General features: G+C 47.8%; 11 protein-coding genes. All 11 read left to right on the forward strand.

Annotated elements, in window-relative coordinates; translation table 11 throughout:
- Nucleotides 1–374 precede the first annotated feature (374 nt).
- The 11 genes from purM to ilvA all read left to right on the forward strand — a co-directional run bounded on the left by purM (nt 375) and on the right by ilvA (nt 15,781).
- Entirely contained in the window at nt 375–1,415 is a 1,041-nt protein-coding gene (gene purM / locus MKY01_RS03855) for a phosphoribosylformylglycinamidine cyclo-ligase (protein WP_100526313.1), read from the forward strand.
- Complete coding sequence (purN, locus tag MKY01_RS03860; protein WP_036606067.1) at nt 1,415–2,032, forward strand: phosphoribosylglycinamide formyltransferase; 618 nt, start codon at nt 1,415–1,417, stop codon at nt 2,030–2,032. Before purM ends, purN begins: the two co-directional genes overlap by 1 nt.
- 294 nt (nt 2,033–2,326) lie before the next feature.
- Nucleotides 2,327–3,874 carry a bifunctional phosphoribosylaminoimidazolecarboxamide formyltransferase/IMP cyclohydrolase gene (purH, locus tag MKY01_RS03865; RefSeq protein WP_036606066.1) on the forward strand — a complete coding sequence of 516 codons (1,548 nt, stop codon included), beginning with the start codon at nt 2,327–2,329 and terminating at the stop codon, nt 3,872–3,874.
- A gap of 128 nt (nt 3,875–4,002) precedes the next feature.
- Entirely contained in the window at nt 4,003–5,268 is a 1,266-nt protein-coding gene (purD, locus tag MKY01_RS03870; protein WP_339285427.1) for a phosphoribosylamine--glycine ligase, read from the forward strand.
- Nucleotides 5,269–5,987: 719 nt separating this feature from the next.
- A complete protein-coding gene (locus MKY01_RS03875; protein WP_339285428.1) occupies nt 5,988–7,325 on the forward strand; it encodes a hemolysin family protein in 1,338 nt (445 codons plus the stop codon).
- Nucleotides 7,326–7,610: 285 nt separating this feature from the next.
- Nucleotides 7,611–8,693 carry a hemolysin family protein gene (locus MKY01_RS03880; protein ID WP_339285429.1) on the forward strand — a complete coding sequence of 361 codons (1,083 nt, stop codon included), beginning with the start codon at nt 7,611–7,613 and terminating at the stop codon, nt 8,691–8,693.
- Nucleotides 8,694–9,090: 397 nt separating this feature from the next.
- The gene (locus MKY01_RS03885) at nt 9,091–10,044 is read left to right on the forward strand and encodes a ring-cleaving dioxygenase (RefSeq protein WP_339287080.1); all 954 of its coding nucleotides are present in this window, start codon (nt 9,091–9,093) and stop codon (nt 10,042–10,044) included.
- Between the two features lie 14 nt (nt 10,045–10,058).
- Nucleotides 10,059–10,664 carry an alpha/beta hydrolase gene (locus tag MKY01_RS03890; RefSeq protein ID WP_339287082.1) on the forward strand — a complete coding sequence of 202 codons (606 nt, stop codon included), beginning with the start codon at nt 10,059–10,061 and terminating at the stop codon, nt 10,662–10,664.
- A gap of 217 nt (nt 10,665–10,881) precedes the next feature.
- Complete coding sequence (locus MKY01_RS03895; RefSeq protein WP_339285431.1) at nt 10,882–13,173, forward strand: glycoside hydrolase family 3 C-terminal domain-containing protein; 2,292 nt, start codon at nt 10,882–10,884, stop codon at nt 13,171–13,173.
- Nucleotides 13,174–13,534: 361 nt separating this feature from the next.
- Nucleotides 13,535–14,425 (forward strand): alpha/beta hydrolase, encoded by an 891-nt coding sequence (locus MKY01_RS03900; RefSeq protein WP_339285433.1) that lies wholly within the window; start codon nt 13,535–13,537, stop codon nt 14,423–14,425.
- A 63-nt stretch (nt 14,426–14,488) separates the two neighbouring features.
- Nucleotides 14,489–15,781 (forward strand): threonine ammonia-lyase IlvA, encoded by a 1,293-nt coding sequence (gene ilvA / locus MKY01_RS03905; RefSeq protein ID WP_036606060.1) that lies wholly within the window; start codon nt 14,489–14,491, stop codon nt 15,779–15,781.
- Nucleotides 15,782–15,787: the final 6 nt, after the last annotated feature.

Genomic DNA, 15,787 nt, shown 5'->3' on the forward strand with positions numbered 1-15,787 from the left:
CAAGCCCGCGCCCTTAAGCCCCGCCTTGCGGAGCAACAGGGGCTAGGCAGCCAGGCGAAGCAGCTGCCCCCGGGCCAAGCCCGCGCCCTTAAGCCCCGCTTTGCGGAGCAACAGGGGCCAGGCAGCCGAGCGAAGCAGCTGCCCAGCGGGCTTGCCCGCAGCGTAGCTGAGCGGGGCTCGCCGACCGATGGCTTGCAGCCAACGGAATCGGCGAACAATCCCGCGAGATCACGCACGAACCAACCATAGCAAGATCACACCAGCCACCTCTGCACCGCTTTTTTGGCGGGTGTCCAGAGGGCCTGCCAAGGTCCTATGGGGTCCTCCCGGGCGGGAGGATTTAGGTGGGGCGAAAAAAAAGGAGATGATTCCACTTGTCCGAAGCATATAAAAAGGCCGGCGTTGATATCGCGGCAGGTAATGAAGCGGTTGAACGGATGAAAAAACACGTGAAGCGTACCTTCCGTCCGGAAGTGATGACAGATCTGGGTGGATTCGGTGCCCTGTTCGGTTTGAACAAAGATAAATACGATGAGCCGGTGCTTGTATCTGGTACGGATGGCGTAGGCACCAAGCTGAAAATTGCATTTGCCATGGACCGTCACGATACCATCGGAATCGACGCGGTAGCGATGTGTGTGAACGACATTGTGGTACAGGGTGCAGAACCACTCTTCTTCCTTGACTATCTGGCATGTGACAAAGTCATTCCTGAGAAAATTGAAGCTATTGTTGCGGGTATCGCTGAAGGGTGTCATCAGTCAGGCTGTGCGCTGATCGGTGGCGAGACGGCGGAGATGCCGGGCATGTACAGTGAAGGCGAATACGATATTGCCGGATTCACGGTGGGGATCGTGGACAAAGCGAAGATCATCAATGGTACAACCATCGCCCCTGGCGACACAGTGATTGGACTTGCTTCCAGCGGTGTGCATAGTAACGGATTCTCGCTGGTACGCAGACTTTTGTTGGAAGATGCGGGACTTGATCTGCATGATGAAGTAGCGGAACTGGGTGGTAAGCTGGGAGATTCACTGTTGGAACCTACAAAGATCTATGTAAAACCCCTGTTGTCCTTGCTGGAAAAGGTAAAAGTAAAAGGTATGGCTCACATTACAGGTGGTGGTTTCATCGAGAATATCCCACGTATGTTGCCGAGCAACGTGAATGTGGATATTGACTACGGTTCTTGGCCGATCCTGCCGATCTTCAACCTGTTACAGGAAAAGGGTGCTGTCTCGAACCGTGACATGTTCACCACATTTAACATGGGTGTCGGGCTTGTACTGGTCGTTAATGAAGCAGATGCATCGGAAGCGCTGCAACAACTGAAAACATCTGGTGAAGAAGCGTACATCATTGGCCGTGTTACTGAAGGAGATGCGCGAGTAACCTTCACGGGAGCGGATGTTTAATGGCGAACTACCGCATAGCTGTATTTGCCTCGGGTGAAGGGACTAACTTTCAGTCATTGGTCGATGCAGTACGGAATGGTGGGCTGAATGCATCCGTTGATCTGCTCGTGTGTGATAAACCATCTGCACGTGTTGTGCAGCGGGCACAGGACGCAGGCGTGGAATGTCATCTGTTTACTCCGAAAAATTATGCTTCCCGTGAAGCCTATGAGTCAGAGATCGTGGAAGTGCTCGAATCCAAAAAGATCGACCTGGTCGTTCTTGCCGGATATATGAGATTGCTGACTTCCGTTGTGGTGGATCGTTACGCAGGGCGGTTGATTAACATTCATCCGTCCTTGCTACCGGCATTTGCAGGCAAGGATGCGATTGGACAAGCTCTCGAATATGGCGTGAAAGTAACGGGCGTGACCGTGCATTTTGTGGACGGAGGCATGGATACCGGACCGATTATTGCCCAACATCCCGTTCCCATTTTGCCAGAGGATACGCCTGAGTCAATCAGCCGTTCCATTCATGCGGCTGAACAACAGTTATACCCTGAAGTGGTTTCCTGGTTCGCGCAAGGTCTGGTTCAATTAGACGGACGTCACGTGACTGTTAACAAACCGGTTTGATATAAGTTGAAATTTTTTTACACATTAACGGAGAGGACAGAATAAACCTGAAAAAGCGAAGCGTTCGCCTTTATCACCGGATTTTCCCTTTAAGAAAAGGGAATCAAAAAATCTGGGGATAACAGCGATTGGAAGGTTGTTTTGTCATCGGAGTGTCCCGTGTAAACATCTTGGTTCAACTTCTATAACAGAAGTCGAATATTGGTACGCATTTTGTGATATTTCTCGGGAAATAAATCGGCTGTGTTTCGTCAGGAAACGCGAAGCCATGGGACATTAAAGGAGGAGCATATTGTGAGTATCAAAAGAGCGCTGGTTAGCGTATCGGATAAAACGGGCATCGTGGACTTTTGCCGCGAGCTGTCGCAAATGGGTGTGGAGATTATTTCGACAGGAGGTACAAGCAGCCTGTTGTCGAAGGAAGGCGTACCTGTCATCGGAATTTCGGATGTGACCGGATTTCCGGAAATCATGGACGGACGTGTCAAAACATTGCATCCGGCAGTTCATAGTGGGTTGTTGGCTGTGCGTGATAACGAAGAGCACACACGCCAGATGGAAGAACTCGGTCTCGGCTATATCGATCTGGTTGTCGTGAACCTGTATCCATTCCAAGAGACTATTGCGAAACCGGACGTAGCATACGAAGATGCCATCGAGAACATCGATATTGGTGGTCCAACGATGCTTCGCTCGGCAGCCAAAAACCATGCCTTTGTCAGTGTCGTTGTAGACGCATCTGATTACAGCCAAGTGTTGGAGGAAGTGCGCAACGATGGAGATACCACTCTCGAAACTCGCAAACGGCTTGCGGCAAAAGTGTTCCGTCATACGGCGGCTTACGATGCACTCATCTCCGACTACCTGTCCAACGTAAATGGCGATCCACTGCCAGAGCGTCTGACGGTTACTTACGAAAAACTCCAAGATTTGCGTTACGGCGAAAATCCACACCAGCAGGCGGCATTCTACCGCAAACCGCTGGCTGCTCAAGATACGTTGACAACAGCCGAGCAATTGCACGGCAAAGAGTTGTCTTATAATAACATCAACGATGCTAACGCAGCATTGCAGATTGTCAAAGAGTTTGAAGAACCAGCCGTTGTCGCGGTTAAACATATGAACCCATGTGGCGTAGGTATTGGCGCAAGTATCTATGAAGCTTACGGCAAAGCATATGCTGCAGATCCAACGTCTATCTTTGGTGGCATTGTGGCAGCGAACCGCATTATCGACAGCGATACAGCAGGCAAATTAAGCGAGATTTTCCTGGAGATCGTACTTGCTCCTGACTTTACGCAAGAAGCTCTCGATATCCTGACGAAGAAGAAAAACATTCGTTTGCTCAAAACGGGTGAACTGAATGCTGCTCGTAAACGGGAGAGCCAATTCGTGGTAACGTCCATCGACGGTGGTATGATCGTGCAACAGTCCGATGTACACTCCATCGAAGCGAGCGAGCTGAACGTGGTAACCGATCGGGCGCCATCGGAAGAAGAATTGAAACAGCTGTTGTTTGGCTGGAAAGTAGTTAAACACGTGAAATCCAACGCGATTGTACTTGCTGCGAATGACATGACGGTGGGTGTGGGCGCTGGACAAATGAATCGTGTGGGTGCAGCCAAAATTGCGATTGAACAAGCGGGCGAGCAAGCAAAAGGTGCTATTCTGGCATCTGATGCGTTCTTCCCAATGGGTGATACGCTGGAACTGGCAGCAAAAGCCGGAATTACAGCGGTAATTCAACCGGGTGGTTCGATCAAAGATGAAGAATCCATCAAAGTAGCGAATGAATACGGAATTGCCATGGTCTTCACAGGCGTTCGTCACTTCAAACACTAGAACGAAAAAGGTTTAATAAGGGGTGTCGCCTGTCATGCTAATGACTTATGGTACACCCCCTATTTTTTAGTTTTTTCAACACGCAATAGCGTAACAAATTCAGTTATGCACGGAGGGGAACAGAGCGAATGGATATTCTGGTAGTAGGCGGCGGTGGCCGGGAACATGCAATCATCTGGGCACTGGCGAAGAGTCCAAAGGTAGACAAGATTCACTGTGCACCGGGAAATGCAGGCATTGCTCAGCTGGCTGAGTGTCATGCCATTGCGGTGAATGAATTCGATAAACTAACGGCTCTTGCTGTAGAGCTTAAAGTAGGTCTGGTGGTTATTGGTCCGGATGATCCGCTTGCGGATGGGATTGTGGATGCATTTGATTCGACAGGTATTCCGGTATTCGGACCCCGTCGTAATGCAGCAGAGATCGAAGGAAGTAAAACGTTCATGAAGGATCTGCTGCACAAATATAACATTCCAACCGCAGCCTATGAAAAATTCGACAACTACGAACAAGCTCAAGCATACCTGAATGAGCAAGCAATCCCGGTTGTCATCAAGGCAGATGGATTGGCTGCGGGCAAAGGTGTGACGGTAGCTTATTCTCGTGATGAGGCTGATCAGGCTCTGCGTAGCATCATGGTGGAGAAGGTATTTGGTGAAGCGGGAGCCAAAGTAATCATCGAGGAATTCCTCGCAGGGCAGGAAATGTCCATTCTGGCCTTTGTCGATGGAGAGACGGTTCGTCCGATGGCCGCAGCACAGGATCACAAACCTGTATTCGACAATGACCAAGGGCCAAACACAGGCGGTATGGGTACATACTCACCTTTGCCACATATCCCTGTTTCTATTATTGAGGAAGCCGTGGAGACGATCATCAAACCAACTGCCAAAGCGATGGTTTCCGAGGGACGCCCATTCCAGGGTGTATTGTTTGCCGGGCTGATGATTTCACCAGATGGCAAACCCAAAACGATTGAGTTCAACGCACGTTTTGGTGATCCGGAAACACAGGTTGTATTGCCACGTCTGAAAAGCGACTTGTTTGATATCTTCTGGGCAACCGTTCATGGCAAGCTGGCTGATATTGAGATTGAATGGAGTGATGAAGCCGCAGTATGTGTGGTGCTTGCTTCAGGAGGTTATCCGGGTCCTTATGCCAAAGGTGTAGTCATAGAAGGACTGGATCAAGTGCAAGATGCCGTGGTATTCCACGCAGGTACAGCACGTAGTGAAGCAGGAGACTGGGTTACGAATGGTGGACGGATCCTGGGTGTAGTTGGCCTTGGTGCGGATATTGCCGAAGCTAGAAACAAAGCTTATGAACAGGTGGAGCGTATCCATTTTGATGGTAAACATCAGCGAACGGATATTGCTGCCAAAGCACTCGTATAGAATGAATATAAGAGCCCGTAAAGATGTATACCGGAAAGGTATTTGCATCTTGCGGGCTCTTTGCTACGTATATAGATGTATCTTGTGCATACGGCCGGACTTGTTTTATACGGGAAAGAATATGGGGAAGATTCAAAACGGGATTAAATCAGGGAGATCCGGCATGTTTAATGCCCTAAAGTAAGGGGTAGTATTTTTATAAATTGAACTATACTAAACATGTGAACAATATCACATTATGAGGTAATATCAATCATATTATATAAAGTACGTAACATACATAGAGACTAATTTGAGAACATTAAACTGTAAGCTTGTGGCAAACCATAACGTGCAACTGGATGGTTGAGCGGGAAACATGGTATACTTTTCGGAAACAGGAATGAGTACGAGGGGAGGTGGATATCTATTGGGTAGGCGATATTGTAAATTGTCCAAATGGCGAATCTAGGTGGAGTTAAGCGAGGAACAATTGACAGCATGAGGGGTAACCCGATTTGAATGAAGAAGTTTCTGCAAGTCATTGACTTCATCTTGAATTCCTGTTTTGTAATTTTACAAGGTCAAACGTAAGACTTATACAAAAGATATCATTGAAATCAATTTTATATAAGGCAGACGTCGTGTTGAAAGACTAACAGTTGATGAATGGTTAACACAGTTAACGGATCACGCTGTAACTATCTCTGGAGGTGAATCCCTGAGAACCGGGGAAATCATTGGACATAATTACCATATTGAATATCGTTTTACTTATTATCTTGATTGCATTGACTGCATTTTTCGTAGCATCGGAATTTGCTGTAGTCAAAATTCGTACATCAAGAGTGGATCAACTGGTCGCGGAGGGCAATAAAAAGGCTGTACTCGCCAAAAAAGTTGTCTCGGACCTGGATTATTATCTGTCAGCCTGTCAGCTCGGTATTACGGTCACTGCACTGGGACTGGGAGCGCTCGGAAAACCGACGGTTGAGAGATTGTTATATCCGGTATTCAATTATTTAGATGTACCTGCTTCAATCTCGTCGATTGCTTCCTATGCGATCGCCTTTATCCTCGTCACGTTCTTGCACGTGGTAGTTGGTGAGATGGCACCGAAAACGTTGGCGATTCAATTTTCAGAAAAACTGACATTAATGCTCGCCCCATCGCTATACTGGTTTGGTAAAATCATGTATCCGTTCATCTGGGCGCTTAATGGAACATCACGTGTTCTTCTGCGCGGATTCGGTGTGAAGCCTGCCAAACATGATCAAGCCTACTCGGAGGATGAGATCAAAATCATCATGAACCAGAGTTACGAAGGTGACGAGAACAACAGGACCAAGCTTTCATATCTGGAAAATGTATTTGTGTTCGACGAACGTGATGCCAAAGACATCATGGTACCTCGTACAGAACTGGTGACATTAGATCAGGATATGACCTATGACGATATTATTCCTATATTGGATGAACATAACTACTCACGTTACCCTGTCATCGAGGATGGGGACAAGGACCGCATTATCGGCGTTGTGAATGTGAAAAAGATTTTGCCTGACATGGTAGCCGCAAGATCGTATCAACTAAGCGAGTTCGTTCGTGAGATCCCATTTGTTTCCGAAGTTACAAGTATCCAGGATGCGATGATTAAAATGCAACAGGAACGTGTACACATGGCCGTGGTCGTGGATGAATACGGCGGTACCTCGGGTATCATTACGATGGAGGATATTCTGGAGGAACTTGTCGGTGAGATTCGCGATGAATTCGATGCCGATGAGGTGGCCGATATTCAGGAGACCGGAGAGAATCAATATCTCATTAATGGTCGGGTACTTTTGGATGAAGTGGAGCGGCAGTTCGGGCTTAGCTTTGAAGGTAATGAAGAGATGGATACCGTTGCCGGATGGATTCAGTACCAGAAGGGTGTAGGTGTGGAAAAAGGAGACACGGTAGAACACGGCGATTATGTCTGGACCGTTGTGGATACCGAAAATTATCACATCAAACAAGTTCTTCTGGAACGAGTGAGCGGCGCGCAGGTTGAGGAAGCTACTAGCGACCTGGCGTGATGTTGTTTGGTTCGATCTGACTGTAATCTAGGGTTTGACTGCCTATTTGGCTACTGCCCTCAGAATTTAAAACGTTTTGGCAACGTAGCAGTGTAGGGGACGGAATCGATCCTGAAGAAGCGTAGCGTTCGCGTTTGCAAACCAATTTTAAACCTTTGAAAACAATAATCAGGAAAATTTGGAGGCAATGGCGATCGGAAGAACGAGCCGTCACCGGAACGTCACTCGTGCAAACCTTATTTCAAAATTTAATGGAGGTGAATCCCTCAAACCTGAGGGAAATCATTGGACGAAATAATAGCCTTGAATTTATTTTTAGTAGCCGTATTTATAGGTCTGACAGCCTTTTTCGTTGGAGCCGAATTTGCAATTCTTAAAGTACGGATGTCCCGAATCGATCAATTGATCTCGGAAGGGAACAAAAAGGCAGTACTGGCCAAAAAAGTGGCTCACAACCTGGATTATTATCTGTCGGCGTGTCAATTGGGGATTACCATCACGGCGCTGGTATTGGGAGCCTTGGGTGAACCTACTGTTGAGAAAATGCTGCATCCGCTCTTTGAACGAATGGAAGTGCCGGCGGCTTTATCTACCGTACTTTCCTACGGTATCGCTCTGGCGATCATTACGTTCCTGCACGTGGTTATTGGTGAATTGGCACCGAAAACCCTGGCGATTCAGTTTGCAGAGAGAATGACGCTGTTGCTGGCACCACCACTGTACTGGTTCGGTAAAATCATGAATCCATTCATCTACGCGCTAAATGGAGCTGCTCGTCTGTTGCTTGGCATATTTGGTGTAAAACCTGCCGGGCATGATACCGTTCACTCCGAAGAAGAGCTGAAGCTGATTATGGCACAGAGCTACGAGAGTGGCGAGATCAACCAGACGGAGCTGGACTATCTCAAAAACATTTTTGCTTTTGATGAGCGTCTGCTTCAGGAGATTATGATTCCACGAGATAAAATTGTTACTCTGAATAAGGAAATGCCGATTGATCAGATCATTGAGACGCTAAATCGACATGAATACACGCGATACCCTGTTATTGCAAATGGGGATCAGGCTCATTTTGTTGGCTTTATTAATACAAAAGAAATGCTGACGAGTGTGGCTGCGGGTAGAGATTTCAATATGGAGACATTTGTTCACAATACGCCGAGTTTCTCCGAGCGTTCTCCAATCAAGGATGTACTGATCCAGATGCAACAAAGCCGTGTACACATTGCAACCGTGAAAAACGAGGCAGGTGCTACGGTAGGTATGGTTACGATGGAGGATATCCTTGAAGAGATTGTCGGAGATATCAAGGATGAATACGAGCATAAAGATTTGGTGAATCCACCAAAAAGAATGAAACTGGTTTAAGAAGCAGTAATACAAAAGTAATACAGGAATAAGAAGCAACCTAATCAATCGTTATAACGCTAAGCAGGTTCCCGGAGTGTATGGGGGCCTGCTTTTTGTATTAAATCTTAATTTTAAAATAAAAGCTTGCATAATGTAGTCCAATGGATTAATATAAATTTAAAGAATCTTAACTTAAAGATAAATAACAGAAACCAATAAATAAAAGAAGCAAAATAAGTCGAACTAATAACTTACACGTAACGAAGAGGACAGAAAAAACCTGAAAAAGCGAAGCGTTCGCCTTTATCCCCGGATTTTCCCTTAGGAAAAGAAATCAAAAAAATCTGGGGATAACAGCGATTGGAAGGTTATTCTGTCATCGTAGTGTCTGTGTAAATAAACCAAGGGAGTGGAGATTATGTTCAGAACTTCAGGAATTCATCATATTACAGCTTTTGTTGACGATGCGCAGAAAAACGTTGATTTTTATGCAGGTGTGTTGGCGCTCAGACTGGTGAAAAAAACAATAAACTTTGATGCACCGGACGTGTATCACTTGTATTACGGGAATGAGCAGGGTGCACCGGGCACAATCATTACCTTTTTCCCACAGCAGAATTCAAGAAGAGGTGTCATTGGGTCAGGTCAGACTGGAGTTACCGTATATGCGGTTCCTGTAGGAAGCCTGCCTTTCTGGAAAGAACGTCTTACTTCCTTCGATATTCCATATGAAAATAAAACCAGATTTGGTGAGCAGTACATTCGTTTCTTCGACAAAGGCGGTCTGTTGCTTGAACTGGTTGAGCGTGAAGGCGGTCAGCCAAGCAACTGGAGTTTCAACGGTGTGACACCGGAGCATGCCATCAAAGGATTTGGCGGAGCCGTATTGTTCAGCCACGTTCCTGAGAAAACCATGGACGTCTTGGTGAGCAAACTGGGTCTGGAGCAAGTCGGTGAAGAGAACGGACTCCTTCGTCTTCAGGCAAGCGGCGATATTGGTCAGATCATCGATATTCAGTCCACAGGTATCCAGCGCGGGATTGGTGGAGCCGGAACGGTTCACCATATTGCATGGCGTGCCAAAGATTACGTGGAACATGAACAAATTCAGCAGGATCTTGAACAATCCGGATATCATCCAACGCCAGTCATTGACCGTCAATACTTCAACGCTGTGTATTTCCGGGAGCCGGGTGGTATACTGTTCGAACTGGCTACGGATCCTCCGGGATTTGCACGGGATGAACCAGCAGAGAGCATGGGTGAGAAACTGATGTTGCCTGAATGGTATGAACCACAGCGTGAGCAGATTGAACAATTGTTGCCACGAATTGAAGTACGTGAATGGAAAGGAGAGTCCAAATCATGACCACAACCAATACAATGAAACATATCTATAAAGCAGGTGCTCAGCCGGATGCGCCAACAATCCTGTTGCTTCATGGCACAGGCGGAACCGAGAATGATCTGATCGGTCTGGCGGAGATGATCGCACCAGGAGCTGGCATACTTGGGGTGCGGGGTAATATATCGGAGAACGGGATGCCCCGTTTCTTCCGCCGCCTGGCCGAAGGCATTTTTGATGAAGAAGATCTGATTGCTCGTACGGCAGAGCTGGGATCTTTTGTCGATGTAGCTGCGGTGGAATATGGTTTTGATCGGTCCAACGTGTATGCACTGGGTTACTCTAACGGTGCCAACATTGCGGCAAGCTTGATCTTCCATCAAGCAGATGTATTCAAAGGTGCAATTCTGCATCACCCGATGGTACCGTTGCGCGGACTGGAACTGCCGGATCTGAAAGGTCTGCCTGTGTTCATTGGTGCGGGCGAGAACGATCCGATTGTACCAAGACGTGAAACCGAGGAACTTGCTTCGCTGCTCAGCGGTGCAGGTGCCGATGTAAACACGCATTGGGAGCGTCAGGGTCATCAGTTGACTCGTACTGAGGCAGAAGTTGCGGCAGCTTGGTTTAAGACTCAGGCGTAAATTGGGTGGATAGACGGTTATGAAACGTATAGAGACAGCCTGATCGTGAAGATCGGGCTGTTTTTCCTTTTTATTTTGATCATCTTCAGGAAGAAGAAATGATTGACTGGTGTTATGTAACCGTTACTAACCGGGTAAACATTTGAATGTGTGGTAGATAACCTTGTATGCTTAGTGATATAGCTATGTATCAACATCATGAACTGGAGGGGTTAATGTGGAACGTAACATCAAGGAACTGGTACAGCGGATGACACTGGAAGAAAAAGCGGGCATGTGCTCGGGACTGGACTTTTGGCATCTGAAAGGGGTGGAGCGTCTTGGCATTCCATCCATCATGGTGACGGACGGACCTCACGGACTACGCAAGCAGGATGGGAGTGCGGATCATCTTGGACTAACGTCGAGTGTGCCTGCAACCTGTTTCCCGTCCGCGGCAGGATTGGCTAGTTCATGGGACAAGGAGCTGGCGCGTCAGGTCGGGGTGGCTTTGGGAGAGGAATGTCAGGCCGAGGATGTAGCGGTATTACTTGGACCGGGTGTAAATATTAAACGTTCCCCATTGGGTGGACGTAATTTTGAATACTTTTCCGAAGATCCGTTGTTATCTACGCAGATGGCTACCGGTCATATTCAAGGTGTGCAGAGCCAGGGTGTGGGTACGTCTCTCAAACACTTTGCAGTTAATAATCAGGAAGAACGGCGTATGTCGATTGATGCGGTGGTGGATGAACGGACACTGCATGAGATCTATCTGGCAAGCTTCGAAGGTGCGGTGAAGGATGGACAGCCGTGGACGGTGATGTGTTCTTACAATAAGGTGAATGGTACGTATGCAGGTGAGAATGAATGGTTGCTTACGGATATTCTGAAAGACGAATGGGGTCACGAAGGTCTTGTGGTATCAGACTGGGGTGCGGTCAATGAACGTGCAGACGCTCTTGCAGCAGGACTGGAACTGGAGATGCCAACAAGCGGTGGAATCGGTGAGCGTAAAGTGATTGATGCCGTAGAGAGCGGACAACTGCCGCTGGACAAGCTGGATCGGGCGGTGGAGCGTCTGCTTACGCTGATCTTTAATGCTGTTGATCAAAAGCAAGATGGGGCTACATATAACAAGGATGAGCATCACCAACTTGCGCGTAAGGTGGCAGCCGAGAGTATGGTTTTGCTGAAAAATGAAGAAGGTATCCTGCCGCTTGGGCGTGAAGGCGATGTGGCGATAATCGGGGCATTTGCGCGTAAACCTCGCTTCCAGGGCGGGGGAAGTTCCCATATTAATCCGACCAAAGTGGATGATATTGTGGAAGAGATGACACAGGTGGCTGGCGAAAGTGTAACCTTCTCGTATGCCCCAGGTTATCGGATTGAAGCGGATGATGTGGATGAGACATTGATGCATGAGGCTGTTCAGGCAGCACAGTCAGCGGATACCGCTGTTGTGTTTGTTGGATTGCCGGATCGTTATGAATCCGAAGGGTATGATCGTGCCCATTTGCGTCTGCCTGACAATCATATTCGTCTGATTGAAGAGATTGCAAAAGTACAATCACGTGTGGTTGTGGTGCTGAGCAACGGATCTCCAGTGGAGATGCCTTGGTTGCCGCAGGTGCAAGCGGTGCTTGAAGCTTATCTTGGTGGACAGGCCGTTGGTGGAGCGATAGCTGATCTGCTGTATGGAGAGGTGAATCCGTCCGGTAAACTGGCAGAGACATTCCCTGCCAAACTCAGCCATAATCCATCTTATCTGAATTTCCCGGGTGAAGGGGATCGAGTTGATTACCGGGAAGGCATCTTTGTTGGTTACCGCTATTATGATAAAAAAGAGCTGGAGCCACTGTTTCCGTTCGGTTATGGACTAAGTTATACGACATTTGAATATGCTGACCTGAAGGTAGATCGCACAGAATTGACCGATCAGGATGAGGTGAATGTGCAAGTAAGGGTCACCAATACCGGTGACAGAGCGGGCAAGGAGATTGTACAGTTGTATGTCAGTGATGTAGAGAGCACAGTTATTCGTCCTGTAAGAGAATTGAAAGGATTTGCGAAGGTGGCCCTTGAACCTGGAGAGTCCAAAGTGGTGAGCTTCACACTAAACAAACGTTCATTCGCCTATTACAACGTAGATATGAAGGACTGGCATGTGGAGACCGGAGAGTTCGAGATTCAGGTAGGCAGTTCCTCACGGGACATTCATGTGCACACACGTGTGAATGTAGAGTCTACAGCGACATTCCTTCCAACCTATACGCGTAATAGTACATTGGGTGATATCCAGCGTGATCCGGCCCATAAACAGCTACTGGACCAGGCTTTGCAACAATTCCAGGAAGCCAGTGGGTTCGGCGGTGATGATGCCGGGGATCATGCAGATATGATGGATGCGATGATGAAATATATGCCGCTACGAGCACTGGTTGCGTTTAGCGGTGGGGCCATGACGGAAGAAGCGATGAATGAACTTCTGGAGCAGCTGAACAACAAGAATCATGGTATTCGGGGATAAGGGGCTGTGCTCTTAAACCGAGTATTCGTCCATCCTTGGATTAAGTAATTATGCAATATGTGCAGGAACTGCGCACGAAGCAACAAGAAGGTGTATGTGAGGTCCAGCGACACAGTGGCTGGGACAGTTACCCGATCCGATCATGGATCGGGTTTTCTTTTTGCATAAGGAAAAAGGAGGGGGGAAAGGAACGGTGTATGGAGGATGATCCTTGCAACGTGACAGAGGTGACAGGAATGCTGTAACTTGCTGAAGCAACATGGTTGTCGTAAAGCATGGATTATTCTATAATGAAGTAATTGATAATCATTTTCAATTAGATTCGGTGATAGATGATTATGCACGTAATCAGGAGGGGAATATGAATCCTAACCCTAGCTCACATACGTTTGGTTCAAGTGCGTTTGTTCGGACCCGTGATGGTCGCAAACTACATTATATGTCCAGGGGAACAGGAGAGCTGACGGTTGTATTTGAGTCCGGTATGGGCGTCTCCAGATCAAACTGGGGACTGGTTGCACCAGCCATTGCTGAGCATGCACGTGCAGTTGTGTATGACAGGGCAGGGGCGGGACGAAGTGATGTCGACTCGGCTCCCCGCAGCCTTGAACGCATTGCAGGGGATCTTGGAGAACTGCTGACAGCTCTGGGCCCAGGCCCATTCATTCTGGTTGGACATAGCTGGGGTGGTCCGATTGTACGGGCTGCGGCAGCTGCACATCTATCTCGATTACGTGGCATTATTCTGGTAGATCCATCAGACGAGCATTGCGAAATGTATTTTTCCAAGCTTACTAAAAAGAGCTTTGCCATCAATGGTTTCATTATTCCAATCATGGCGCGGACTGGCTTATATAAGATGTTTGGCAGCAAAGCTGGAAGTGTTCAGCCTGACGATGTGGCAGCGGATCACCTCAAGGAGGATTTCACTGTACGGGCAGCCAGCACGATGCTTGCAGAAGGCAAAACATTTCTGGATGACATGGCAGCGCTGCTGGAACATCCTCCGGCTCTGGGTGATCTGGAAGTTAGCGTGATCTCGGGTACGAAACCGGGCAAGGGAGAGGGGAAAATAAGACCTGCCCTCATTACGGCGCATCGTCAGACGGTGAGCCAGCTGTCCAATGCGAGATGGATTGGGGCCGATCAATCGGGACATATGGTTATGTATACAGACCCTCAGGTCATTATTGATGAAATTGTACGAATGATAAATGACGTGAGCTCAGGCGCAAGAACAGAGCAAAAGTGATACAATACAAAGAAAAGCAGTGCGCGACATTGCTAGACAATAAAAGCGGAGTGTGGAGACAACATGAAACCAGTTGAACAAGAACCAACGGGAACCACAAGTCCCGGTCGTGCCAGTGTTGGCATGGAAGATATCGTACGCGCACATCATGTGCTGCGTGAGGTCATTGTAAGAACGCCGTTACAGCGGGATGCTGTATTGTCGGCCAAATATAACTGTAATGTGTATCTGAAAAGGGAAGACCTTCAAGTGGTGCGTTCGTTCAAAATTCGGGGCGCCTATAATATGATTCGCAGTCTGACACCAGCCGAGATGGAGAAGGGTATTGTCTGTGCAAGTGCGGGCAACCATGCTCAGGGTGTTGCTTTTAGCTGTAATGCCCTTGGAATTAACGGCAAAATCTTCATGCCGAGTACAACACCGAACCAGAAGGTGAAGCAGGTGCGTCGCTTTGGTGGAAACAACGTTGAAGTGGTGCTGATCGGGGATACGTATGATGACGCTTATGCTGAAGCGATGCGTGCATGTGACGAACAGGGCATGACGTTTATCCATCCTTTTGATCAACCGAAGATAATTGCAGGTAATGGTACGGTAGCGATGGAAATCATGGAAAGTCTCGATGAGAATGCCGACTATGTGTTCGTGACAATTGGTGGCGGAGGGTTGGCAGCCGGCGTGGGAACCTACATGAAGACCGTGAGTCCAGAGACACGCATCATTGGAGTTGAGCCACTTGGGGCAGCTTCCATGAGTGAGGCGATGTTCCGCAAACAGGTTGTGACGTTGGATGATATTGATAAATTCGTGGATGGTGCAGCGGTGAAACGGGTTGGCGATCTCACCTTTGATATCTGCAACAGTATACTTGATGACATTGTGAAAGTGCCAGAAGGCAAAGCCTGCACAACTATTCTGGAACTCTATAATGAAAATGCGATCGTTGTCGAGCCTGCCGGTTCCTTGGCTGTTGCGGCGCTTGAGCAATATCGTGAGCAAATCGTGGGCAAGACGGTGGTCTGTGTTATTAGTGGCGGGAACAACGATATCGACCGGATGCAGGAGATCAAGGAACGTTCCCTGATCTATGAAGGTCTGAAGTATTATTTCATGGTTAATTTCCCGCAGCGTGCAGGAGCTTTACGTGAATTCCTGGAGGAAGTTCTAGGGAAGAATGATGATATCACCCGGTTTGAATATACGAAAAAGCATGATAAGGAAAATGGCCCTGCCTTGGTGGGCATCGAGCTGATGTACAAGGAAGATTACCACCCGCTCATTGAACGTATGAACCGCAAAGGTATCGCCTATACCGAACTGAACAAAAATCTAAATCTGTTCAACATGTTAATCTGATGAATG

Origin of the sequence: Paenibacillus sp. FSL R5-0486, from assembly GCF_037975155.1 — a bacterium.
Lineage (GTDB): Bacteria > Bacillota > Bacilli > Paenibacillales > Paenibacillaceae > Paenibacillus > Paenibacillus amylolyticus.

What these genes read in the sequence shown, in the direction of transcription:
- MKY01_RS03900 (WP_339285433.1), top strand. Translation starts at nt 13,535, where the DNA reads ATGAATCCTAACCCTAGCTCACATACGTTTGGTTCAAGTGCGTTTGTT.
- purN (WP_036606067.1), top strand. Translation starts at nt 1,415, where the DNA reads ATGGCGAACTACCGCATAGCTGTATTTGCCTCGGGTGAAGGGACTAAC.
- purD (WP_339285427.1), top strand. Translation starts at nt 4,003, where the DNA reads ATGGATATTCTGGTAGTAGGCGGCGGTGGCCGGGAACATGCAATCATC.
- MKY01_RS03890 (WP_339287082.1), top strand. Translation starts at nt 10,059, where the DNA reads ATGAAACATATCTATAAAGCAGGTGCTCAGCCGGATGCGCCAACAATC.
- ilvA (WP_036606060.1), top strand. Translation starts at nt 14,489, where the DNA reads ATGAAACCAGTTGAACAAGAACCAACGGGAACCACAAGTCCCGGTCGT.